Annotated in this window: 23 protein-coding genes, 4 tRNA genes and 1 riboswitch; of the genes, 20 read left to right on the forward strand and 7 right to left on the reverse strand. The window is 34.8% G+C overall.

Annotation, left to right across the window (positions count from 1 at the left end):
* The first annotated feature begins 7 nt into the window (after positions 1-7).
* The 15 genes from ACJ2A9_RS19390 to ACJ2A9_RS19460 all read left to right on the forward strand — a co-directional run bounded on the left by ACJ2A9_RS19390 (position 8) and on the right by ACJ2A9_RS19460 (position 11,265).
* Positions 8-82, forward strand: a tRNA-Cys gene (locus ACJ2A9_RS19390).
* Positions 83-106: 24 nt separating this feature from the next.
* Positions 107-195, forward strand: a tRNA-Leu gene (locus ACJ2A9_RS19395).
* A 122-nt stretch (positions 196-317) separates the two neighbouring features.
* A tRNA-Arg gene (locus tag ACJ2A9_RS19400) sits at positions 318-394 on the forward strand.
* Positions 395-403: 9 nt separating this feature from the next.
* A tRNA-Leu gene (locus tag ACJ2A9_RS19405) sits at positions 404-488 on the forward strand.
* A 575-nt stretch (positions 489-1,063) separates the two neighbouring features.
* Entirely contained in the window at positions 1,064-2,491 is a 1,428-nt protein-coding gene (locus tag ACJ2A9_RS19410; RefSeq protein WP_441423345.1) for a hypothetical protein, read from the forward strand.
* Positions 2,492-2,494: 3 nt separating this feature from the next.
* Complete coding sequence (locus ACJ2A9_RS19415; RefSeq protein ID WP_441423346.1) at positions 2,495-3,919, forward strand: hypothetical protein; 1,425 nt, start codon at positions 2,495-2,497, stop codon at positions 3,917-3,919.
* Between the two features lie 128 nt (positions 3,920-4,047).
* Positions 4,048-4,344 carry a nucleotidyltransferase family protein gene (locus ACJ2A9_RS19420; protein WP_441423347.1) on the forward strand — a complete coding sequence of 99 codons (297 nt, stop codon included), beginning with the start codon at positions 4,048-4,050 and terminating at the stop codon, positions 4,342-4,344.
* A gap of 456 nt (positions 4,345-4,800) precedes the next feature.
* Positions 4,801-5,706, forward strand: coding sequence for a helix-turn-helix transcriptional regulator (locus ACJ2A9_RS19425; RefSeq protein WP_441423348.1), 906 nt, complete (start codon positions 4,801-4,803; stop codon positions 5,704-5,706).
* A gap of 77 nt (positions 5,707-5,783) precedes the next feature.
* Positions 5,784-6,410 carry a hypothetical protein gene (locus tag ACJ2A9_RS19430; protein ID WP_441423349.1) on the forward strand — a complete coding sequence of 209 codons (627 nt, stop codon included), beginning with the start codon at positions 5,784-5,786 and terminating at the stop codon, positions 6,408-6,410.
* 25 nt (positions 6,411-6,435) lie between these two features.
* Positions 6,436-6,690, forward strand: a complete 255-nt coding sequence (locus ACJ2A9_RS19435; protein ID WP_441423350.1) for a zinc ribbon domain-containing protein — start codon at positions 6,436-6,438, stop codon at positions 6,688-6,690.
* 131 nt (positions 6,691-6,821) lie between these two features.
* Positions 6,822-7,601 carry a sister chromatid cohesion protein PDS5 gene (locus ACJ2A9_RS19440; protein ID WP_441423351.1) on the forward strand — a complete coding sequence of 260 codons (780 nt, stop codon included), beginning with the start codon at positions 6,822-6,824 and terminating at the stop codon, positions 7,599-7,601.
* A gap of 365 nt (positions 7,602-7,966) precedes the next feature.
* Positions 7,967-8,392 (forward strand): hypothetical protein, encoded by a 426-nt coding sequence (locus tag ACJ2A9_RS19445; protein WP_441423352.1) that lies wholly within the window; start codon positions 7,967-7,969, stop codon positions 8,390-8,392.
* A gap of 655 nt (positions 8,393-9,047) precedes the next feature.
* Positions 9,048-9,548 (forward strand): RNA polymerase sigma factor, encoded by a 501-nt coding sequence (locus ACJ2A9_RS19450; protein ID WP_441423353.1) that lies wholly within the window; start codon positions 9,048-9,050, stop codon positions 9,546-9,548.
* Positions 9,538-10,503, forward strand: coding sequence for an anti sigma factor C-terminal domain-containing protein (locus ACJ2A9_RS19455; protein WP_441423354.1), 966 nt, complete (start codon positions 9,538-9,540; stop codon positions 10,501-10,503). Before ACJ2A9_RS19450 ends, ACJ2A9_RS19455 begins: the two co-directional genes overlap by 11 nt.
* Before the next feature lie 240 nt (positions 10,504-10,743).
* On the forward strand, positions 10,744-11,265 hold the full coding sequence (locus ACJ2A9_RS19460; protein WP_441423355.1) for a hypothetical protein: 522 nt from the start codon (positions 10,744-10,746) through the stop codon (positions 11,263-11,265).
* Between the two features lie 181 nt (positions 11,266-11,446).
* Here the strand turns inward: ACJ2A9_RS19460 and ACJ2A9_RS19465 are convergent, their stop codons facing one another.
* Both ACJ2A9_RS19465 and ACJ2A9_RS19470 read right to left on the reverse strand, forming a co-directional pair.
* Positions 11,447-12,550 carry a tyrosine-type recombinase/integrase gene (locus tag ACJ2A9_RS19465; RefSeq protein ID WP_441423356.1) on the reverse strand — a complete coding sequence of 368 codons (1,104 nt, stop codon included), beginning with the start codon at positions 12,548-12,550 and terminating at the stop codon, positions 11,447-11,449.
* 115 nt (positions 12,551-12,665) lie between these two features.
* Entirely contained in the window at positions 12,666-13,067 is a 402-nt protein-coding gene (locus ACJ2A9_RS19470; RefSeq protein ID WP_441423357.1) for a DUF771 domain-containing protein, read from the reverse strand.
* 599 nt (positions 13,068-13,666) lie between these two features.
* Between ACJ2A9_RS19470 and ACJ2A9_RS19475 the strand changes: the two genes are divergently transcribed.
* The 3 genes from ACJ2A9_RS19475 to ACJ2A9_RS19485 all read left to right on the forward strand — a co-directional run bounded on the left by ACJ2A9_RS19475 (position 13,667) and on the right by ACJ2A9_RS19485 (position 15,807).
* Positions 13,667-13,990, forward strand: coding sequence for a hypothetical protein (locus ACJ2A9_RS19475; RefSeq protein ID WP_441423358.1), 324 nt, complete (start codon positions 13,667-13,669; stop codon positions 13,988-13,990).
* A gap of 1,044 nt (positions 13,991-15,034) precedes the next feature.
* Positions 15,035-15,289: a hypothetical protein gene (locus ACJ2A9_RS19480; RefSeq protein ID WP_441423359.1), complete on the forward strand. Its 255-nt coding sequence runs from the start codon at positions 15,035-15,037 to the stop codon at positions 15,287-15,289.
* Between the two features lie 128 nt (positions 15,290-15,417).
* A complete protein-coding gene (locus ACJ2A9_RS19485; protein ID WP_441423360.1) occupies positions 15,418-15,807 on the forward strand; it encodes a DUF2269 domain-containing protein in 390 nt (129 codons plus the stop codon).
* A gap of 445 nt (positions 15,808-16,252) precedes the next feature.
* On the opposite strand, the gene ACJ2A9_RS19490 is transcribed toward ACJ2A9_RS19485, so the two are convergent.
* The 3 genes from ACJ2A9_RS19490 to ACJ2A9_RS19500 all read right to left on the reverse strand — a co-directional run bounded on the left by ACJ2A9_RS19490 (position 16,253) and on the right by ACJ2A9_RS19500 (position 18,172).
* Positions 16,253-16,441: a hypothetical protein gene (locus ACJ2A9_RS19490; RefSeq protein ID WP_441423361.1), complete on the reverse strand. Its 189-nt coding sequence runs from the start codon at positions 16,439-16,441 to the stop codon at positions 16,253-16,255.
* 351 nt (positions 16,442-16,792) lie between these two features.
* A complete protein-coding gene (locus ACJ2A9_RS19495) occupies positions 16,793-16,915 on the reverse strand; it encodes a hypothetical protein (RefSeq protein ID WP_441423362.1) in 123 nt (40 codons plus the stop codon).
* 240 nt (positions 16,916-17,155) lie between these two features.
* A complete protein-coding gene (locus ACJ2A9_RS19500; RefSeq protein WP_441423363.1) occupies positions 17,156-18,172 on the reverse strand; it encodes a DUF3231 family protein in 1,017 nt (338 codons plus the stop codon).
* A 176-nt stretch (positions 18,173-18,348) separates the two neighbouring features.
* Here ACJ2A9_RS19500 and ACJ2A9_RS19505 point away from each other — a divergent pair, with 176 nt between their 5' ends.
* Both ACJ2A9_RS19505 and ACJ2A9_RS19510 read left to right on the forward strand, forming a co-directional pair.
* Positions 18,349-18,993 (forward strand): HD-GYP domain-containing protein, encoded by a 645-nt coding sequence (locus ACJ2A9_RS19505; RefSeq protein ID WP_441423364.1) that lies wholly within the window; start codon positions 18,349-18,351, stop codon positions 18,991-18,993.
* Positions 18,994-19,171: 178 nt separating this feature from the next.
* Positions 19,172-19,345 carry a Spo0E family sporulation regulatory protein-aspartic acid phosphatase gene (locus ACJ2A9_RS19510; RefSeq protein ID WP_441423365.1) on the forward strand — a complete coding sequence of 58 codons (174 nt, stop codon included), beginning with the start codon at positions 19,172-19,174 and terminating at the stop codon, positions 19,343-19,345.
* 32 nt (positions 19,346-19,377) lie between these two features.
* Here ACJ2A9_RS19510 and ACJ2A9_RS19515 read toward each other — a convergent pair whose 3' ends face one another.
* Both ACJ2A9_RS19515 and ACJ2A9_RS19520 read right to left on the reverse strand, forming a co-directional pair.
* Positions 19,378-19,938, reverse strand: a complete 561-nt coding sequence (locus ACJ2A9_RS19515) for a CBO0543 family protein (protein ID WP_441423366.1) — start codon at positions 19,936-19,938, stop codon at positions 19,378-19,380.
* Positions 19,939-19,967: 29 nt separating this feature from the next.
* Positions 19,968-20,056, reverse strand: a riboswitch (cyclic di-GMP riboswitch).
* Positions 20,057-20,364: 308 nt separating this feature from the next.
* On the reverse strand, positions 20,365-20,781 hold the full coding sequence (locus tag ACJ2A9_RS19520) for a hypothetical protein (protein WP_441423367.1): 417 nt from the start codon (positions 20,779-20,781) through the stop codon (positions 20,365-20,367).
* Between the last annotated feature and the right edge of the window lie 83 nt (positions 20,782-20,864).

A 20,864-nucleotide genomic window follows, 5' to 3' on the forward strand; every position in this document is an offset into this window, starting at 1 on the left:
TAAATAAGGCGGCATAGCCAAGTGGTAAGGCACGGGTCTGCAAAACCCTTATCCCCCGGTTCGAATCCGGGTGCCGCCTCCATAAATTTTATATTGTATAGTCCTAGCCGGGGTGGTGGAATTGGCAGACACACAGGACTTAAAATCCTGCGGTAGGTGACTACCGTGCCGGTTCAAGTCCGGCCCTCGGCACCACTTTAATTAAGTTGATAATTGATAGTAATTTATTGGTTGCTATAAAATTTCAGCTGTTTTTTATTTTAAGCATAGCTTAGCTCTGATCTAGTCTTCAATAAAAATACAATATCATAATATCTGCGCCCTTAGCTCAGCTGGATAGAGTGTTTGACTACGAATCAAAAGGTCGGGAGTTCGAATCTCTCAGGGCGCGCCATTATATAGTGCCGGTGTGGCGGAATTGGCAGACGCGCACGACTCAAAATCGTGTTCCTTCTGGAGTGTCGGTTCGACCCCGACCACCGGTACCATCTACATAATTTACGTTAATTTAAAATCAATGAGATAGCTCACAAACGTTGATATATCAATGTTTGTGAGTTTTTTTGTTTTTTGAGAATACGATAGAAAACGATAAGAAATGAATTGTTTTTACACAAATTTTACACAAGGAATTTTCCTTAAAGTCGTTACTAATAGTTGTTTGGTTAGGGTTGTACTTAGTCTAAAAGAGTAAAATAAAATTTATGGTTACATATTGTTACCATCTATCGGAAGAAGGGCAGTTTGAAGTGGTGAGTATTTATCTAATTACTAGGATATCCGTCCTTCCTATACGATTAATTTATTTAGAGTCCTACCTCTACTTTTACTGAGGTTGGTTTTTTTGTTTTTCTTTAAGAGGGACCGAAGCTTCCTCCATGGTCTTCCTTGTTGTTAAAGGTATAATGCTTAGATCATTATGTGGTAAAATTTAACTAACTGAATGTTTACGTGACATTGCAGGAACTTCCTAAGTTGATTGTTCCTTTTGATTTTGAACAACGGTACTACCTCATTATAGCAATTTTTATCATATATAAATAATTATTGAAATGGAGAGTGGATGGCTTTGTCAGAGATGGAAAAGTCAAAGTTTACTAATTTTGAAGAATTAATTACGACGCATGGGAAGGAGCTTATGGGAAAGCACAAGGTATTAGTTGGGGAAGAGATTCCGGAGAAGAAATTGGCAAAGGCAATTGCCTCTTATGGTGAAGGGGTTAGTCCAAGCAATGTTCTTGTTTTGTGTGATGCCTCCGTTTTTGGAACTGGAAAAGATGGTTTTATCATTACAAAGGCTGGCTTCTATTATAAGGAGTTTACAAATAAACCAATCTATATCCCATTTGGAACCTTGATAAACGTGACCAAAGAGGAAAAGAAGATTCATCAGAAAAATAAGGATCCTAAGGTCGAGCTTCTATTACATGTTGAACTAGAGGAAGAAAAATTAGATTTCCCCATTGATCCAAGTTATCTCAATGGGAAGGCTTTTTTTGACTTTTTAACAGACGTCATCCACTTTAAAAAAACAGGGGAAGTAGATGAAACGGATAAAATTGTGATCCTCGAGGATATGTCGGACGAAGTGAAGGTAAATTACTTGAAGGTGATTGTCCAATATGTTTTATCGGAATACGGTGAAGTGGACGGGGTGTCCCTTTCGGAAATCCAAACGTTAATGACACAATTGAATTTTACGGTGGAATTAAGACACGAAGTGCGTTCCTATATTGCTAACGTTCAGAGGGAATTAGAGGAGCTTCTACTAGAAATGGAAGTGTCTATTCCAACAGGTTCGGAGGAAGCGCTACAGATCTCTCTGATTAAGGATGTTATTCGTGTAATGCGAATAAAGCAAGGGGATATCCCTGCTATTTCTGTTGAAACGGTCCGGTTTCTGGCCAAACGTTATGACTTGAATGATAGCCAAATAGAAGTGATTGAACAAGGGATTAGGAATGATGAAAAAATCATGCGGGGAGAAGTGAAAGACGATCAAATTATTAAGAATGCAAAGGATCTTGCAGCAAAAGCTGGGGCAGTAGGGGTACCAATAGCTGCCATTTATATGAGTGGAAGTGTGGTTGGTTTAAGTGCTGCTGGAATAACATCGGGCTTAGCTGCATTAGGTCTTGGGGGCGTGCTAGGGCTTTCTTCGATGGTAACTGGAATTGGTGTCTTATTAATTGTAGGTGTTGGCGTTTATAAGGGTATCCAATGGTTAACAGGGGGATCGGAACGTTCGAAGACCCAAAAAAGGGAGTTTTTCATCCAGGAAATTATTAAAAACAATCAAAAGACCATTAATAATTTAGCGGAAGATGTCAACTTTTTTGCTGAGCAGGTAGTGTCCCTTATTCATGATAAAGAGGTTAACCAGGTGAAAATAGAAAAACTGGGGAAGGAACTACAAGTTTTTACCCGAGCATTAAAAACGCTGCAAGAAAAAGGGATTAATTTAGAAGAAGTACTTCACCAGAAGGAGTAGAGCATGAAGGATATTGAAAAATCTTTATTGGTGCAGCAGGATCAACTTAAACGGAGCGAGCAAAATCTAGGGAAACTGACGTGCTTAGCAAAAGAAGTTCAAAAAGCGAACAAGGAGCAAAGTGATGACCTGGAGGAATTAGATCAACAAATGGGTGATTTATACTCTACTTTAGGAATGAACAGAGACGAACAGGATTTGGAAGAGGTGTCAGTTTCTAATAAGATGGAGCTTGCGGAAACGGAGCTCCAAGAGGTGGATTATAAGTTACCGAAGTTTCAGCCTGTGCCGATTATTGGGGGATTGAGCAGTAATGATGATTGGCAGGCGTATGGAAAAGAAATTGACATGTATATGGAGAAATACCAATTAGATTTGTCGACAGATCCGATAAAACAGATGTTAACGGTGCAGCAAATCAAAGGGGTTGAAGGGAAATTCCATCAACAGTTTGGAGATGTTCGCTGGAATAAATGGGATTATACCGTTGTGGGAATTGCTGCGTTAGTAGGGTTTTTGGTCGATTATCTTGTTGTAAAGCTCCCTGCTGGGGTGTCAGAAAAATATGTTCCTCCAGGATCTGAAAGTCCAGTAGGGAAATGGCTCAATAAATTGACGAGTACTTATTTGGACCCAGAAAACAACAGTAAGTTGAAGGATTTGGAAAAGTGGGCAAAGACACCGTACGATGCGGTAAAGGTGAAGGAGTTTGAGAGAATTATTCCTGAAACAGCAAAGATAAAGATTAATCCTAATCTCCATCGGTTAAAAACGGTCGGACATGATCCTGTATTGCAGCTAGTGTTCGGGGTGTTAGATTGTATGCGGGGTACGATGACGGTTTTTGATCAAAATGGTAACTTAGCCGTGTTAAATAACCCTGGATTCGGTAAGAGCAATCTATTTGTGGCTATTATTAAAACATTAGCCCATTTTGTAACCGACGTCGGTACAAAAAGAGGAGTAGTCCCTCCATTTTTTTCAATTACCCAAGCTATTACGGTAGATACGCCATTCGATATTAATGATCGGGGAGTTACCCGAAAAATGAAGTTAAATGAATTAGCGGAGCGTATGTACACTCATGGGGGATACAACTTCAATCATTTTTTAACGATGTCATTGGTACCATTAACCGTAGAAATGATTATTAGAGGGTACCATTGGATTACAAATCCTTCTACCGAAATGGATTTAAAGCGAGATTATAAGCTTTCAAGTATGTTAACAATGGGGCACTCCTTAACCATGTCCGGTAATGTCATTAAGCTTTGGCTGAGTGCCTGGAATCCATTAGCCTTCAATTACTCCCAAATGCTCATGTTAACTAAATCTTTCTATTCCTTATATATGGCTAAGCTCGAACGAGATCATAAAATAGAATGCACCTTACTAATCAATTGGGAAGAAATACACAACCGACTGTAAGAAAGAGGATTAAAGTACCTGACCCCCGGTACAGTAAAGTATTACTGCACTGAGGGTCAGGCACCATTTACCAATGGGCAGGTTTTTTTGAAAAGTGGTTATAAGAGAAGGGTGTCTGTGATGCAATAATGAAAGTTCTGGAAAAACAAATAAAAGCATCAAAAAAATTCTTACAAGAAGAATACGGGATTAAAAAAATTGGCATTTTTGGCTCATACGCTCGTAATGAACAACAAGATTCTAGTGATGTAGATATTCTAATAGAATCTGAGAAGGCACTCGGTTTAGAATTTTTGTCTATTAAATATTATTTAGAGGATATATTAGGTGTGAAGGTTGATTTAGCTACTGAAACAATGTTAAAACCACAATTGCGAGAGCAAATACTCAAAGAAATTGTCTACCTCTGGGATGATACTGAATAAAAGTCCTTATGATATTGTACTATTGTTCATTCTTAGTTGTTAAATTAGGATAAGGGTTGTGAAATTTGTACTTACAATTAACGGCTAGTAATCATGAATAAGAAAATCGTCTTTCTTAAATGTGTAGTAGACTCTTACTGCGCAATAAATATCTTCATTTTTAAGTGACTTTTTGAAACAATGTACTTAAGCTAACGTTCCAGTTCAGCAGAATAACAACCAGAGTAAACGTAATAAAAATTATCAGAAATCCAAGTTAAGTTTGTTTCATAAGTAATCAGTTTTATTATTACATAAATAAACGGAATGCATTTTAGTATTAAGGTGCATTTTATCTAAAAAATTATAGGTTTATGAGTTCCAGCAGCCTACAAAGACTTTTAGATAATATTTGCTGAAAATAGACATATTAGTTGTGACAAATAATCAAATCAAATGTAAATGGAGCTATAAAACATGAAGGTAGAACGATTACTTGCGATTATCATTAAGTTATTAAATAAAAATAGAATGACGGCAAAAGAACTTGCAGAAGAGTTTGAGGTCTCTGTTAGAACGGTTCAAAGAGATATCGATTCAATAAACATGGCTGGAATCCCAATTGTATCATATAAAGGATCGAATGGAGGCTACGGAATTCTTGAGGAATACAAAATTAGTACAGGTCTATTTAATGATTTAGAATATGAGTTGCTGCTTACTACATTAGAAGGTGTATATAAAACCTATGATGATAAACAGTTAAAACAAATTATTGAAAAACTTGCCTCAATAAAAGTGAATGATAGAAAACAACATTCGCCGATTTTGTTAGATTTTGGTGGTTGGGGACCGACTAAAAAAAGAACAGAAAAGGTAAATACAATCAAAAAATCGATTGAGTCAAATAAAGTAATTGCTTTTCAGTATATAGATACAAATGGAAGCTATACAGAAAGAGAAATTGAGCCCATTACCTTGATTCTTAAGGTGAATAAATGGTATGTATATTCTTTTTGTAAATTACGAAATGAATATCGCTTGTTTAAATTAGGAAGAATGCGAAACATAAAACTCACAAACCAAGATATTGAACAAAGAGAAAATACTGATGAGTATAACTTCTATCACCACGATCAAAAAAATGTCACATTAAGTCTGAAATTCACTCATCATGCCCTAAATCAGCTAGAGGATTATTTTGAATTTGATGATTTGGATTTTAGCGAAGACGGGTGGATTTATTTGACTGAAACATTTCCAGAAGATGAATGGGTTTATCGTATGATTTTAAGTCTAGGCGATCAGGTTGAAGTTCTTGAGCCCCAACATATTAGGCATATTATTAAGGAAAAAGCAAAGAAAATTTGTGAAAAATATTAACATATACGACATAATGGTGTCTGATTACTTGTGGTAGTATTACTAAAAGAATTAAATCTTATTAAAGAGGGATGAAAATGTCAGTAGTGAATCAACTAGCGTCTCAACTCGGTAGGAATGATGAAGAGCCGAATATTGAGCTGGCACATAAGCTAGCTAACGAGGAAAATCATGCAGGTATCGAAGAAATCATTGAAAACCTATCTACAAAGGATAAAAAAATTCAAAACGATTGTATTAAAGTAGCATATGAAATCGGACAAGTGAAACCAGAACTCATAAGCAAATATGCCATAATTTTCATAGAGTTGCTAAAGAGTCGTAATAATCGTTTGGTCTGGGGCGGAATGACTGCATTAGCAATGATAGCTGATGAAGCATCAGAAACCATTATGACTCATCTTGACACAATAAAAAGTGTCATGAAAATTGGTTCGGTTATTACAATAGATAAAGGTGTTCTAACTCTTGCAAAGCTAGCAGCTGTAAGTAAGGAAAACAATAATGAAATTTTTCCATTCTTACTCCATCATCTGGAGAATTGCAGACCAAAGGAAATTCCTCAGCACTCTGAAAGTACACTTTTAGCCGTAACTGATGAAAATAAAGAGGAATTTTTGGAAGTGTTACGAGCAAGAGAAAAATACCTAACAGCTGCTCAATTAAAGAGAGTTAAAAAAATCTATAAAGCATTAGAAGCTTAATGAAAGTAAATATTGAGGTGGTAGTATGAAAGAATATAAAAAATGTCAAAGCTGTGCTATGCCATTAAAGAAAACAGAAGATCGCGGTACGGAAAAGCATTTAGAGAAAAGTTCGATGTACTGTAAACATTGCTATCAAGAAGGGGAATTCTTGCAAAAACACATTTCTGTAGATGAAATGAAACAAATTGTAATAGGTAAATGCATCGAAATGGGATTTCCGAAGTTTTTAGCAAGGATGTTTGTAAAGAACCTTCATAAGTTGGAGCGGTGGAAATAGACATTACAATTCATGATAATGAAGGTTTAATTTTCTTTGAGTAACATAAATCTTGGGAAAAAGCTAAAGAGAACTTCTGAAATAAATAAAATGACTTAAAATATTGTCTTATATTTAAAGGGGGTGATCAAATGGGCTATTATGACCTTACAAAAGATGAACGAGTTCAATTTTACAGCAAAATGAAAGACGATATCTTAATTGATCTTACAGAGAATAAGCTCCATTACATTCTCCTCTATGCATCCGATAGTGATACCTATGTTCGAAAAAACACGTATCTTATTTTGGGTCGCATGTATGATTCAAACCCTTCAATTCAAAGCGAAATTATTCAAATCCTAAGGAACCTAATGAATAATGAAAATGAAAAAATTAGACAAACAGCTGTTAATTGTCTTGGTGAAATTGGTAAAAGGGATGCAGTGATTGTGCTGGAATTCTTTGAAGCAGCTCTATTTGATAAACATCATTCCGTTAGAAATGCCGTAATTGGGTCCCTAAAAAAGATGGGACAAGTTAATCCCAAACCCATTCTGTCCTTTGCAAAAAAGTTTCTACATCATCCTGAGGCGGAAATTCGAAGAGAAGTTATTCATGGGGTAGAGCTAAGGGGTAGGACGCATCCCGAGGAAGTATTACCATTACTTGAAGAAGTACAGTTTGAAAAAGTAAAACGTGTAAGAAATATGGTGATCCACGTACTTGGTCAAATCAGCTATAAAAAAGGTTGTTTAGAAACGGTAGTTCAGGCTCTTCTTAAATGGGATAACAAAGAACTTGTAAACGAGGCATTGGTGGAAATTTTGGATATCCATGTTCGTTATCAGGATTTTAGTGTTAAAACATATCAAGAAGCAAAGGAGTATATTGAAACCCATTTTAATAGAAATATTGAAGGAAAAGGATAATAGGGAACGATGCTATTTAGAAATAGTAGGGGGATCTTAAAGGCAAAACAAAGGCATTTGCTGAGCAGTACAAGGATACTTGTAATTAAATAATCATGTGAGGCGATCGCTCTTTTAGGGTGATCTTTTTTCGTATTAGACACTTACTGCGCAATAAAGCTCTTTAATTCTAGGTGACTTTGTGAAAGAATGTAATTAAGTTTTTCACCTGCGTCAAGCTCGTATAGAAAAACAAAGAGAATTATTAGCATTCATGTCCGAAAAAGGAGTTAAAGACCTTATGTGCGTTTTCAAAAAAATTCATCATAAATTGGAAGGTCAAGAAAACAAACATTAACAAGTAAATCATAAGGGGCATTTTAAGTATGAAAAAAATAGTAAAGCATATGAGCAAAGACCGTGCCACGCTGTTCCTTGCGGCAATTGTTGTAGGGCTGGCACACATTGTCGAACATTGGGTTTTTGCGCATTCAGCGTTTACAGATGTGCCGGATGTACTTTTCACGTTGTTTCAGAAAAATTTTGACGATCCCAACCTTGCGTTTTTAGTTTTCATTTCTGCGATTGTGTTCGTATGGATTTTCTCCCTGTATGGAGCGTTTCGAGGCGGACGGGCAGCGTCTATACCACTCTTTTTGTTTGGCCTGTTTCTCATAGCACAATCCTACCACCTTGTGCGGGAATGGGAGGGCGGACTCTATCACCCCGGCATAGTTACGGGGGCCATTATGGTAGGTATTGGCATTCTTCTGCTTCGGGAAGGGCTTCGCGCGCTCCGAGGCAACCAATAAATAATTAAACACCATGACTACTAAATACAAATCATTATCAGCCGCAGTGCATGAGCATTTGCCTCGAGTCCAACCAGTCTCAAAGATGTTTATACAAGTAGGGTACTTTAAGGAGTCTAGCTCCACGGGTGCGGACGTTCTACCCCGGCAACCGTAAAAATAAAACCATATTAGAAATGGTCAACCTGAAATTCTGGCTGACCTTATAATACGAAATGGTTGCTTATCTTTAATAAGAAAAACGAAAAATGTCAGAGTCATTTGTTGTGTAGTACAAGGATACTTGTTAAACAATCATTAAGGCGGTCACTTTTTTAGAGTGATCGTTTTTTCGTATTAGACTCTTACTACGCAATGATTATTACCATAATTGTGGAAAATATGAACAATAATTCGTTATCTTCTGGTATGATTTTAGTATGGAGATTTGCGACATTGTGAAATTTTTCACTTAAACTAACGGATCAGTATTGTTGAAGAAGGAAAAGATATGTTTTTGGTAAAAATAGTAGTAAAATTCCTCATATCGTTAAGCTTTACTCCAATTAGGAAGTAAAGCTTTTTTTATATTCAAGGTGTCCGCAAAAAAACTTAAATTATTTGTATACATAATCAACACTAATTCGTTTTAGTATTTGTGAAAGGAGATGAAGAAATGAGTCAGCCCTCAAATGAAGAAATAACTAGATTAACTAATGATATATATCAAAAACTTTGCTCGATGGGGGCTAATCCAGAAGATGCAAAAGATATTGTTCAAGAATCCCTATATCGTGGATTTCTAAATATCGATGGGATAAACTCTAAGGCATTTAAGTCATGGCTTTACAAGGTTGCCATCAATCAATATTACGATTTGTGTAGAAAAAATAACCGCCGTTCAATAATCGAGTTTGAGGATTATTTATTAGAATCGGAGGAAAATCATTTAGAAGATGCCATAATTAAACAAGAAACAAAAGAAGAGTATGAAAAGGTGCTAAGCAAGTTAAAACCACTTGAACGAAAGTTAATAAAAATGAAATATGATGATGAATTTTCATATAAAGAAATTTCTGAGCATCTTAAATTAAAAGAGAGTAACGTTAAGACTTATTTATATCGTGCAAGGCAAAAGCTTACAAAAATTTTTGGGAGGGATAATAATGAAAAATGAACCATTTAAGTCCAATGATATTGAAGAAATAGTTAAAAAAGCAAAAAGAAAAAGTATTATTCGAAATATAGTCATCTCTACTATATCACTGCTTATTTTAGGTGCAATATTTATAATTATTAACGGTCAGGTTGTAAATAAGGCTCATCATAAAGCAGTTGAGACAAATAGGTTATTATTTAAAATTTCAGAACCAAATATTCAAATTGGAGGAGGTAAGTTCGATTACGGGATTCTATCGGGAACGTACACCTACAATAAATATAAGTTAATTGAAGATAGAGTAGTACCGTGGGGGCAAGATACACGAACGTTTAATGCAATGGGACATAATAATAAATCGTCAGCATTAGAGGTATACGATGAGACAAGAGTAGGTAAAACCGAAGAAGAGTATCGAAGTTATAACACTACAAATGGACAGAGAACGATGCTGTTTTATCATCCTTCGTTTGAATACAAGGCTGTTCATTACGATTTAGACTTAATTCAAAATGCTCCTAATGATGCAGTAATGGAAGTAGCCATCTCTTTTGACCAACCATTTTCAGTCAGTGAAATCCAAGAATTTTTTAAGCTGAAAAATAAAATCACTTGGTATAGGGTTGACCAATATAATCAAAATGCAAAAGAAGCATTAAAAGGATTTCATGAATCGGGAGATTCTTCATCACATCTGTATGGTTTTAATGCTACTGGACTTAAAGCAGAAGGAGACGCTACGGAGACAGTAGCTCAGAATGAAGAAGATTTTATCGCTATATTAGAAGAACTAAAAAGCACAGGGAATTATGACTTCTTAATAGACCAACTTCTAGAAAGTACAAAACAAAACATGAAAGAAGGGTTAGTCCTTGGTGTTGTGGTAACTGGAACAAAAGAAGAATTATTAAAACTAAAAGAAGAAAAACACATTAGGGCAATATCTTTAGGGGCTGTTGTAAGCGAATATTAGTATTTAATAAGTATCTTCTTTTTGAACTAGCGAGGCGTATCTGGAAGACTCAGAAGGCTAAATCTCGATATGCCATATAAATATATATTAACTTTTGATGGCAAATTGTTAAGAAACGTAGAGAGATTGTGGGAAAGAACTTAATATCGGTCTTCAACGGGTGGGTTAATTCAAAGGAATTGAAGATGTTGTTATAAAATTTAATCAACTATTAAAGAACCAAGTAATGGTGGGTGTTAAATGATAGTTAAAGCAGAGATAATAAATCAACCTTATTCTGGTGAATACGAAGAAAGGATTTATGACATTCCGAGTAGTTGGAATTCTCCAGATTGGTCATGGGTTAAATTCACAAATGGTGATTTTACTGAATGGTGTGGTGAATTTCGAGGCTATCCAAGAGCCGTTGCAATATCCGCAAAATACAATATTGTCCTTGTGCTAACCTCAGATTATTTATTTGAGGTAGATTGCTTGACTGGAGAATTAAAGCAATATGATTCTGATCCTCAATATCAATGTTTAACTGTTACACCAGGAGGAGATTTTATTATTGCAGATAATTACTCAATAGAGATATTAGGTCCTACATTAAAAGATAAAAAGTTAATTAAAAGTCCCATAGAAATGGATATGATAAAGTTTCATAATTGGAATGATGATAAGCTTTTAATAACTTGCAATGAATTCTTAAATTGGGACAATCAAGTAACCCTAGAATTTAATGGTGCAACTTTTGAGATAAATGTAAGAGATAAATAACATTGATTTTTATTGAAGTAAAGGAGAGCTTATGTTGAACAAGAGAAATGATAAAAAACAGATCCAATTGCTGCATAGTACAAATATACTGTTCAATAGTAAAAGGGGATATTCAACATTAAAGGCGTAATTTGAAAAAAATAATTAAGTAAAAGCTCAGAGCAAAAATTATGCTCTGAGCTTACATTTCCTCAAAAGTATCAACGGTCTTTTGCTCATCTTCTTCACGCAATTCTTTGACAATGTGAGAATAGTATTTATGGGTAGTATCGATATCTTTGTGTCCTAATCGTTCACTCACATAATAAATGGAAACACCTTTATATAAAAGAATACTAGCGTGTGTATGCCTCAATCCATGCATTGAAATCGGCTCAATTCCTAGTTCAGTTAATGTTTTTTGTAAAATCTTATTTGCACCAGTGTTACTAATAACTTTGTACTTAGACTGTGGGCTATAAAAAACTAAATTATACATATTTGGTGGTGATGTCTCAAATAGCCTCTTAAAGACGGCCATTGTTGGTTCACCCATTCTGATTGTACGATTGGATTTTTCGTTCTTGGTGGGGCCAAATCCTTTAGGGGAGCGTTTCATGTAACCCCATGTTTTATTGATTCTTATGGTACGGTTATCGAAGTCGAAGTCCTCTCTTGTTAGTCCAACTAATTCGGCAAAACGAGCACCGGTTGCCAAAGCTAAAAAAATTAAATAGTAGCCTAAACCTTGATCTAATAGTTTTTTAACGGCTATTTTTAATTGCTTGGTTTCTATATAACTTAAATGCTTTTCGTCTGCTTTTTTTGCAGGTGTTGTCCATGATAACTTTGCTTTCCTAGTAAAATCGTGTAGGAGAATTTGTTCTTCTACTGCATCTTGTACCATTGAACGGATGTGTGCATTAACCTTCTCAACTGTTTCTCGAGATTTATTTTTTCCAAATTCATTTAAAAATAATTGGTAGTCATGTCGCTTTATTTCCTGTAATGGTTTGCTACCGAAGTGTTCTAGAATTGCCTTTAACGTGTAGTCGTAATGAAGCAATGTAGTAGTACTTAGATTTGTTTTGTATAGTTTAAACCAGTTTTCAAAATACTCGTCTATTGGTTCAGGTTTTAAATGCGGTAATATTCCCCTACTTAATTGTGCTTCAATTTCTGAGGCAGCCACTTGAGCTTCTTTTTTTGTTTTAAATCCACCTTTTCGTATTGGCTTTGAAACCCCATTTACGACGTGACTCACTGTATATTGATAGGTTTTACCTCTTTTTTGTATGCTTGCCATAGACGTCACCTCTATAGTTGTGTATTGAGTATTACCAAGCCTATTTACTTGGTAATACCGTAGATTAATAGAATCGATATGAACTGTAAAATAGTGTAACTTGAACATTTTGAAACTATTGAGAGAAGATTTGATCGAAATGTTGATCCAGGAACTTAGCCATTTTTGTTGCTTGAAATGACCATGTTTGACCCTTTGACCTTGGGTAAAAGACAAATCCGCCATGTTCTGCATCAAGGATTTTTCGAAATTTTGTCGGATAGAGAATATTTTCTTTTATCCATTCCGATTTTCTATTAACCTTTTTTTCAACGTCTTTCATAGACCAATAGACCCCAGTTAGTTCTAATTTTTTAAATTCCTCTAATTCTACCTTTGAAATAATGATTGAATCTGATGGAATAGGGATGTTTAAGTTAACTGACAGTTGTTGTCTGTTAATTCCTTCCTTTGAGCTGTAAATAAATTCATTTAAAGTTTGTCTGTTGCTTTTTTGAACCGCTATATTTACTGCCATTTTCCTTCTCCTTTCTCGATGAATTATATTTTTAGTTAAGCTGTTATCTTCATACTCTTTGCAAAGTTTTAATAAAAACTGCAGCCACATGTGGAAGCCAATGATATTGTCATATCAAAGTTACTTGGTTATCGGCAGAGTCTTTGATTTTCCGTTGGGCCAAATTATGGTAATTTTAGAAGAGAGGGTATTCTTAAGAAGAAAACAAAATACCCTTTCAAATAATGTTAAATACCTTATCCCTCAACCTATTATTCATATAGTAATAAACGCAGAGAATTATGGGAAATTAGCCAGGGGGTAGCGGCTAGGTGATAGGTATTTAGCTTTTTCTTAGCGGTAAATTATTAAACGGAGATATAAGAAACCGTCATTTTAGCGGTTCTGGATACAAGATAGATATAAAGCAGAAGATGTGTATGCACAAAGATTCGAACTTGTACGCTTGTCTGGGTATTTATTATATCCCTACACTTAACGTTTATTTTTCAAGGCTTTACGATCACTACTGATTTGGGTTTGTTAAAGAATTCGTTGAGAAACATAATGGGGCTAATATGGATTTGAAAGGTATGAATTCATGAGGGGGCTTAATTAAAATGCATGATAGCATTTCGAGTAGTATTGGAACAGTTTATGATATTGATGAATTTCACTTTATTGCTGAAATCGAAGAGTATTACTTTAAAGAACTAAAACAAGATATAGAAATTGAAATCCTTCAGGGGAAAAGTTCAACGGAAGGTTTGCTGAATTTAAAGCTTATCGATAAGCATGGGAACACCAAAATTCTAAATGACGGTGAATCGATAAAACTAATTGAACGGGTATTTGATATTGAAGTAGATGAAGTGTATGTGAATTTTGCAGCTCATATTGTTTATTTAATCGTTCTAAGGCATTTGCCTAAATTGAATAGTTGAAGAGTGGGGTTTAATCTTAATTTTTGGCGTGAAGCATATTTTATCATGAGCATTTAATTTAAGAAAATTATCCGTCGAATAGAATGATTAAGTTCTTAGGGGAAAAGTATTCAGAAAAAACTGGAATTTCCTACTGAACGTGAGCGTGTATATCCATTGTATATCCCCTAGGATATACAAGAACCATAAATCCTTCCCGAAGATAGGTTACAACTCCCAAAAATAGTCAGTAATTTAAAATGAGAAGAGTCTCATTGAGCACATGTGGAAGTAAAATAGGACGAATAACCTGTATTTGAAAATATGGACAAATCTATGTATATCTAAAGTATATCCGGTGTATATCCCAATGATTTAATGTACTTAATTTGAAACCATTATGGTTCAGGAAAAGAGCTAAGATGATTCTTAATCTTACAATTCATCATTAATTATTTCATTATTAATATTGTTATAAAGGGAATTCGTCAAGTTGCACGGTGATTTATTTAATGGAAAATCAAAAAGGATAGAGTAGGTACCCTGTATTAATGGATATCTGTCCATGGACGAAATCTAACAGAGGAGGAGTTGGATTGGTCGAATATAAAAGTCATACGTAGTGGTCATATATAAGAAATTGGTCAAATACGCTGGTCATATATACTGGTCCAATGGTATTACCACTCTATCTTACCTCTATATAGTACTCCAATGAAGAGGTTCAATACCTTGATATATAAGGACTTTTACTAATCTCCTAAAATACTATTTTCCTACCCCGACTATATTAGGGGTCTGTTCGGGTTAAATCATTCAGAAATCTTAAAAGGAAATATGAATGGAAGAAAGCTTGGAGAAATCTAGGAGAAAGTCTATAATAAAAGCAGTTAGATTTGCAGAATTAAAGGCTCCTATTTAGAATATAGGAGCTTGTTTATTAGACTCGTTTAAATGATGGTACGTAGAAGAAAAAATAGTACTTTAACATGTCATCTTCTGCTCATAAGCAATGCTATACTATTTTTCTCTAATATGCTTGAAAGTAAAGAGGAGGTTACCTTCATGAGTAAATTACCGAATTCAAATAATGATACTAAAGATCAACCACCAAGCACACCACGTTGGGTGAAGGTGTCTGCGGTCATTGTTATTATTCTGGTCCTATTGATCATCATCCTGAAACTCACTGGTATTGGTGGAAACCATGGTCCTGGTCGCCACTTCCAAGGGGGAGAATCTTACGAACAGCTTGATCAGAACGCACCAATAGGTCAATTATTGTCAAGTAACCATATGACTTCGGAAGGTGATCATTGATGAACATGACGCCGAGCATTCGAAAATTCTCGCTTACTATGCATATCACTATCTCGGTTGGCTGGGTTGGTGCAGTGATAGCTTATTTAGCACTGGCGATAATAACTCAGAAAAGCCAAGATGCTCAGATGGTACGTGCCGCCTATCTTGTCTTGGAACCTCTCACTTTTTACGTCCTTGTTCCTTTGGCCTTTGCCTCACTTTTAACTGGGCTTATCATGTCATTGGGCACCCCATGGGGGTTGTTTCGGCACTATTGGGTCATTTTTAAACTTGTGCTAACAGTGTTTGCTACCATCATCTTACTTGGATTTACACAAACACTTAGCGGGATGGTTGGCCTAGCAGCAGATCCGACAACTTCCATATCCGACCTTCGTTTAATGGGGGCAGGAATAAACCACGCTGTCGGTGGACTGGTGGTATTACTTCTGATCATGATTTTATCAGTGTACAAGCCACGAGGAATTACTCGATACGGGTGGCGTAAGCAACAGGAGAAGAAGGTTAGCAACTAAGACAATATGTTAACCAGAAAGGGATTAACGATGTTCAGTTGTTAATCAAACAGAAGGATTTAAGTGACGTAGACTTGTATAGAATTGCGATGGTTTTAGTCTTTATCATCTAGAGATTAGAGGTGGATTAATTGGATGCATGAGAGAAGGCTGTTTTAGATGAACGGACCAGAACAAAAGATGCAATCAATCATGGGATATTAACCGTTGTGAAAAGCTTTGTGTATAGTGATTCAATTGAAGAGGTAGCAAAACATACACCGTATTCGGCTGAAGAATTGGAAGCACTCCTTAAAGGATTTAGAAAATGATTTGACGAAATCTTCAAAGTTGTTTTAGGATTTGAGGGCTTTTGTCTTCACCAAGTAAGAGTGTTTATACAGTTCCAGATTTCACTGACAACCAAGCGGTATCGCCTTTTTGTATTATGTAAGAATAAAGAGGATCAATCAACTACTAAGAATTGCTGTATTTCCTCTTTAGATAGTTGGTCAGGTGTAACCCCTTTTTGTTTGCAATATTCGCCCAACGCCCGTATTTTGACTTTAGGTTCTTCTGAAGTGGGAGGAAAAGCAAAAACACCATCTGGAAATATGTCAGCTTCATCGAATTTTCCCAATTGTTTTCTTTGCATTCTTATCACGTCCTTTTATTTTAATTATACTCAATCTTCCAAGGAGAAATCATCAATCACTTCATTTCATAGGGCTTTTCCGGTAGTTTTAAACTTTATAAACTAATATTACACCACATTTAAGTATATTTTTATTAAAATAGTACAATTTAAGGTTGTAAGTTTGTTTTACTTGATAGCAACACAAAAAAACCGCTGACGGGGGAAAGGCGGTTTTTTTGCGTTCGTAATGAATTAAATTAGTTGTAAGTGTAGAATTTCGTTAAAAATTAATCAATAACTTTAAACCGTTCCTTTTTATTAAGACAAAAATAAATAACCATACTCTATTGATATATGGTTATAGGTTCACTAACTATTATTTTTTCTTTCTCTTGCAGCTTTTTTCCTTGCTTTTTTACTTTGCGTAAGCTCTGTTGCAAATTCTGTATCTCCGTTATGTACTTGGTTTCCATTCTTTTTACGATTCGCCATTATTCATCCTCCTTTAGTTTAAATACATTTCAATTGTTAATTATTTTTAAGGAAAGTCATATTTCTTACAACTACTTTTATAATGTTCTAAATGTAGGAAAATATACCCTTTTTCTTTGATGTTTAGAGTTGAAATTTCTTTTGTCTAAAGAAATTGGAGCAAATCAAAACTATTTTTAATCAGAATGAAAATACCGTAATTAATTTTTGATTTAGTGTTATGTACGGATAATAATGTCTTTACTTCTGAATTTTATGCTTAATTAGCTCTTCTCTATCCGCAGCATGAGGGGGCCTTTCCATCCATTCCTTATCAATCAAAATATTAGCCCCATCTTCTGCGTATTTACATATTTCAGCAAAAAGACGAGTATAAATTGCGGCTATATCACGTCGCTGGGTTAACGATAACGATACACCATAATTTCCAATTCCAGCAGTATTGAGAACACTGATGTGAAACATCAATAATTTATCTGAAAAGGGTGAAGTTGTTGAAGTAGTCACCTCATGGTCCCAAGTCATTGGAACTGGAAGGTCATAGGCACTAAGGTTTTTTGAAAAAATTTCAATATGCTTACTTGTGATTTCTTTTCCTCTGATAAAATAGTTAGTTAACTCTCTAGATTTAGCAACTTGGCCGAACCCCAACATTAATGCTTGAACCATTTTTGCTGTTTGAACATTCGAATAGAGATGCATAACCTCAAATCCGGTAAGTGGGCGTTGTTCACCAAACCATCCAGATAAAAAACTTTGTTTTTGGATATAATCAACTTCTCTTTCGTAAGGAATATAAGGTGGACGTATCTCTATCCCTTTAGAAAGCGAAAGTTCAGTAGACTTATTAAAAAGCTCTGATGTTGATTCAAGGCACCTTGAATAAAACTCCCTGATTTCTTTTTTTACTATATTGGGAAGTATAGCTGCATAAGTAGCAAGTGCCCCTTTAGTCATGATTTTTAGGTAATTAAGATAAAAAGTATCTTGAAATAATCGAGGTGCAGTAAGATTTACGTCCTTGTCTGAAAATCCCTTAGGAATAGGAATACCCTCTTTATTGAATACCCCATCCACGAAGTCTACGTGTTCTTTGGCAATTTTCATGGCATGTTCTAAAATTTCGCCAATTTCTGGATCGTCAATGTGTTCAAGAAAGTGTTGAAAAACACATATCGACATGCTATCAATAATGTAATTCTGCCAAAGACTCGTAATTTCAGCAGATGTTAAGCGAATTTCATGTTTTATTTCCATTTTGCATACCTCCGTTCTTACTTCAATATGGTTACCAAATTTATGGTAATAAATAACTAAAAAATTTATAATTACTTTTAGTTTTCAAGGGTGTTTACCCACTAGATTCCATTTAATGTATAAAAAGTTTATACTTTGCGTACTACTTTTAGAGTAAATAGGAGGGGACTGCCCCGATGAAATCGGAGGAATTGTTTTTAAAAGCAGAAGAATTATTTAGTCAAATTTCTCAAGATAATGAAGTTTTGAGACTATTTAAATATCATTCCTTAAGAGTAATGAATTTTTCAATTCTCCTTGGTAAAATGGTGGGCTGTTATGATGATGACCTAAAAATCGCTTCATTGTTGCACGATATTGGTAAAATAGGTTTAACGAAGGAAATATTATTGAAGCCTTCTAAAATAGAGGATTTGGAGTATCAAATTATACAAGCTCATAGTACCATCGGTAACAACATTCTGAGAAAAACGCTTAACCTACCACGCGCTGCTGTCTTTGTTCGTGATCATCACGAACGTTGGGATGGGAAAGGATATCCAAGAGGATTAGAAGGTGAGGACATTACTCTTCAAGGGAGAATTATTGGAATCTGTGATGCTTTTGATACGATGACGATTGATCGAAGAAGTTACAATCAAAGTATTTTGACATATGAAGAAGCATTAAGGGAGTTAAAACGATGTTCTTGGTCTCAATTTGACGGTAGATTAGTTGATAAATTTGAAGACCTCTTAAATATATTAAAATTGCCTTGTCCTGAAACCTGGAAAGAAAATGAACCCATGATTAGAAGTGTTTTCTCATTTGAAAATATCTAATAAATGTCAAAAAAGCTGTCAAAAATGAATGTTTTTTAATACTCTGGTAATGCTACATAGGAGGATATACGAGATTTTTGTATATCCTCTGGCTTTATTTTGATTCTATTATTGTAGATAATGAATTTTGTATCGCCATTTTCAAGCGGGTTAAAATACTTTTATAGGAGAATTTTAGATGGTCCAAATAGATGGGAAATCAGAAATAATATCAAATATTAATGAGTTAAGAACTACAATGATCAAAATTGGAGAAACAAAAGGACTAAATAACCCTGAAACAGTTGCTTGTAGTCAGGAGTTGGATAGGTTATTAATCAATTATCAAAGAAAACTTTTTAATCTCGAATAGTTGGTATGTATTATTTTAGTTATTATTGATGACTATGTACTTTTGGAATAGATAGTTTCTATTTCCATTATCTTATTGACAAACCACTTTATAAATAACCCTATTAGAAAATAAAAAGGAACAGAGAAAATGTGTTGCCAATTTGTTAGTTCATATAATCCAAGCCACTCGTAAATATTTTCCCCAACGAATGCAGCGAAAAAAGCAAATATTATGTGTGCATACACATAGCTCTTCCATTTAGCGAACCATTGATAAATAAGCATATAGATGACAGGGAGAATTGAAAAATTAGCAGGATCAAATGCTTCTACCATAAGAGGTGTTAATGTGTAGGGGTATGTCCACAAGAGTAATGAACTGCCAATTTGGTCTAAAGAAAACCCAATTAACGCAACGGTTATACCTACAAATATAATTTCTCTTAATCTCTTTTTATCAACAAGCTTCCAAAAAATAAAAAGAGGCAAGACAATCGAAATAACAATAATACACCATTCTAGGGTGAAAACGTTTACATTTAACCAATGCTCAAACCACGTCTCTTTTAATGCTTCTCGTAACATTTTAATTTCGTTTAATTTATCATCCATATTTGTAGGCCCCCTTTATGAAACTCTTCTTCGATAACTGGCGATCATAGCTTATAAAGCCTTAGACCCTAGAGTTTTGTGCCCTCTTTCCTTTAGGATAAGTTTACCATTTCGGAAGACCTATAAAAATGATAACCCAAAATAAGAGTATATGTAAATACTGTTTTATGGGGATTTACTAAGTTTCAGGTTCGAGTGTTAGGTGCATATAAGTGTTAAAAACTTTTGAGAGTAGATTTAGGGCATAAGTTCTGATAACGATCCTAGTAACAAGAAAATTTAATGAAAGGGGCGGAGTGAAACCAGTGAAATTAGGGAACGGATAATTAGAGCAAATCCAAAGGCCCCCTTATAATTAAAAATACTTACCCTTGGATTTTTTATAAAGGTAAGTAATACTGTGACCTTATTAAGCTAAATGTCATTTTAAAATTCTATGTAATCCTCAAAATCTTGGTAAAATATATGTTTTTGATTCTCGAATAACCTGATAAAAGGTTCTATTTCTGTTTCTTCTTCTACCCAAACATAATCTTCGTAATCTTCTCTATCACCTGCAACTGTCGTTAATTTATTTATATATACCGTTCCTGTAAGTATAACATCATCTTCGGTTAATTTAATTTCTAATATATTGTTATTAATATCAACGATGCCATAAGATAGATTTCGTTCTTTCATTAAACGGTGAATTTGTTTTTTTGAATACGGAGTTCTTCCTTCAGGCAGAGATTCTACGTATGAATCCTTCTGACACTTAAAACAAACAAAAAAGTCTTCTAAAACTTCTTCACAAACTACTTCACTTCCACAAAGATCACATTGGCAGATTTTTGAATCCAATATTAACACCTCAAACTGTATCAAAGTTATATCACCCCAATAGCCGACTCTCTTCAAAAAAGAGATATATTTTATTAGTATTG

Origin of the sequence: Anaerobacillus sp. MEB173, from assembly GCF_052119505.1 — a bacterium.
GTDB lineage: Bacteria > Bacillota > Bacilli > Bacillales > JBJMAU01 > JBJMAU01.

Excerpts from the sequence above, each read along its gene's own strand:
- ACJ2A9_RS19410 (WP_441423345.1), top strand. The coding sequence starts at position 1,064 with ATGGCTTTGTCAGAGATGGAAAAGTCAAAGTTTACTAATTTTGAAGAA.
- ACJ2A9_RS19415 (WP_441423346.1), top strand. The coding sequence starts at position 2,495 with ATGAAGGATATTGAAAAATCTTTATTGGTGCAGCAGGATCAACTTAAA.
- ACJ2A9_RS19420 (WP_441423347.1), top strand. The coding sequence starts at position 4,048 with ATGAAAGTTCTGGAAAAACAAATAAAAGCATCAAAAAAATTCTTACAA.
- ACJ2A9_RS19425 (WP_441423348.1), top strand. The coding sequence starts at position 4,801 with ATGAAGGTAGAACGATTACTTGCGATTATCATTAAGTTATTAAATAAA.
- ACJ2A9_RS19430 (WP_441423349.1), top strand. The coding sequence starts at position 5,784 with ATGTCAGTAGTGAATCAACTAGCGTCTCAACTCGGTAGGAATGATGAA.
- ACJ2A9_RS19435 (WP_441423350.1), top strand. The coding sequence starts at position 6,436 with ATGAAAGAATATAAAAAATGTCAAAGCTGTGCTATGCCATTAAAGAAA.
- ACJ2A9_RS19440 (WP_441423351.1), top strand. The coding sequence starts at position 6,822 with ATGGGCTATTATGACCTTACAAAAGATGAACGAGTTCAATTTTACAGC.
- ACJ2A9_RS19445 (WP_441423352.1), top strand. The coding sequence starts at position 7,967 with ATGAAAAAAATAGTAAAGCATATGAGCAAAGACCGTGCCACGCTGTTC.
- ACJ2A9_RS19450 (WP_441423353.1), top strand. The coding sequence starts at position 9,048 with ATGAGTCAGCCCTCAAATGAAGAAATAACTAGATTAACTAATGATATA.
- ACJ2A9_RS19455 (WP_441423354.1), top strand. The coding sequence starts at position 9,538 with ATGAAAAATGAACCATTTAAGTCCAATGATATTGAAGAAATAGTTAAA.
- ACJ2A9_RS19460 (WP_441423355.1), top strand. The coding sequence starts at position 10,744 with ATGATAGTTAAAGCAGAGATAATAAATCAACCTTATTCTGGTGAATAC.
- ACJ2A9_RS19465 (WP_441423356.1), bottom strand. The coding sequence starts at position 12,550 with ATGGCAAGCATACAAAAAAGAGGTAAAACCTATCAATATACAGTGAGT.
- ACJ2A9_RS19470 (WP_441423357.1), bottom strand. The coding sequence starts at position 13,067 with ATGGCAGTAAATATAGCGGTTCAAAAAAGCAACAGACAAACTTTAAAT.
- ACJ2A9_RS19475 (WP_441423358.1), top strand. The coding sequence starts at position 13,667 with ATGCATGATAGCATTTCGAGTAGTATTGGAACAGTTTATGATATTGAT.
- ACJ2A9_RS19480 (WP_441423359.1), top strand. The coding sequence starts at position 15,035 with ATGAGTAAATTACCGAATTCAAATAATGATACTAAAGATCAACCACCA.
- ACJ2A9_RS19485 (WP_441423360.1), top strand. The coding sequence starts at position 15,418 with ATGGTACGTGCCGCCTATCTTGTCTTGGAACCTCTCACTTTTTACGTC.
- ACJ2A9_RS19490 (WP_441423361.1), bottom strand. The coding sequence starts at position 16,441 with ATGCAAAGAAAACAATTGGGAAAATTCGATGAAGCTGACATATTTCCA.
- ACJ2A9_RS19495 (WP_441423362.1), bottom strand. The coding sequence starts at position 16,915 with ATGGCGAATCGTAAAAAGAATGGAAACCAAGTACATAACGGAGATACA.
- ACJ2A9_RS19500 (WP_441423363.1), bottom strand. The coding sequence starts at position 18,172 with ATGGAAATAAAACATGAAATTCGCTTAACATCTGCTGAAATTACGAGT.
- ACJ2A9_RS19505 (WP_441423364.1), top strand. The coding sequence starts at position 18,349 with ATGAAATCGGAGGAATTGTTTTTAAAAGCAGAAGAATTATTTAGTCAA.
- ACJ2A9_RS19510 (WP_441423365.1), top strand. The coding sequence starts at position 19,172 with ATGGTCCAAATAGATGGGAAATCAGAAATAATATCAAATATTAATGAG.
- ACJ2A9_RS19515 (WP_441423366.1), bottom strand. The coding sequence starts at position 19,938 with ATGGATGATAAATTAAACGAAATTAAAATGTTACGAGAAGCATTAAAA.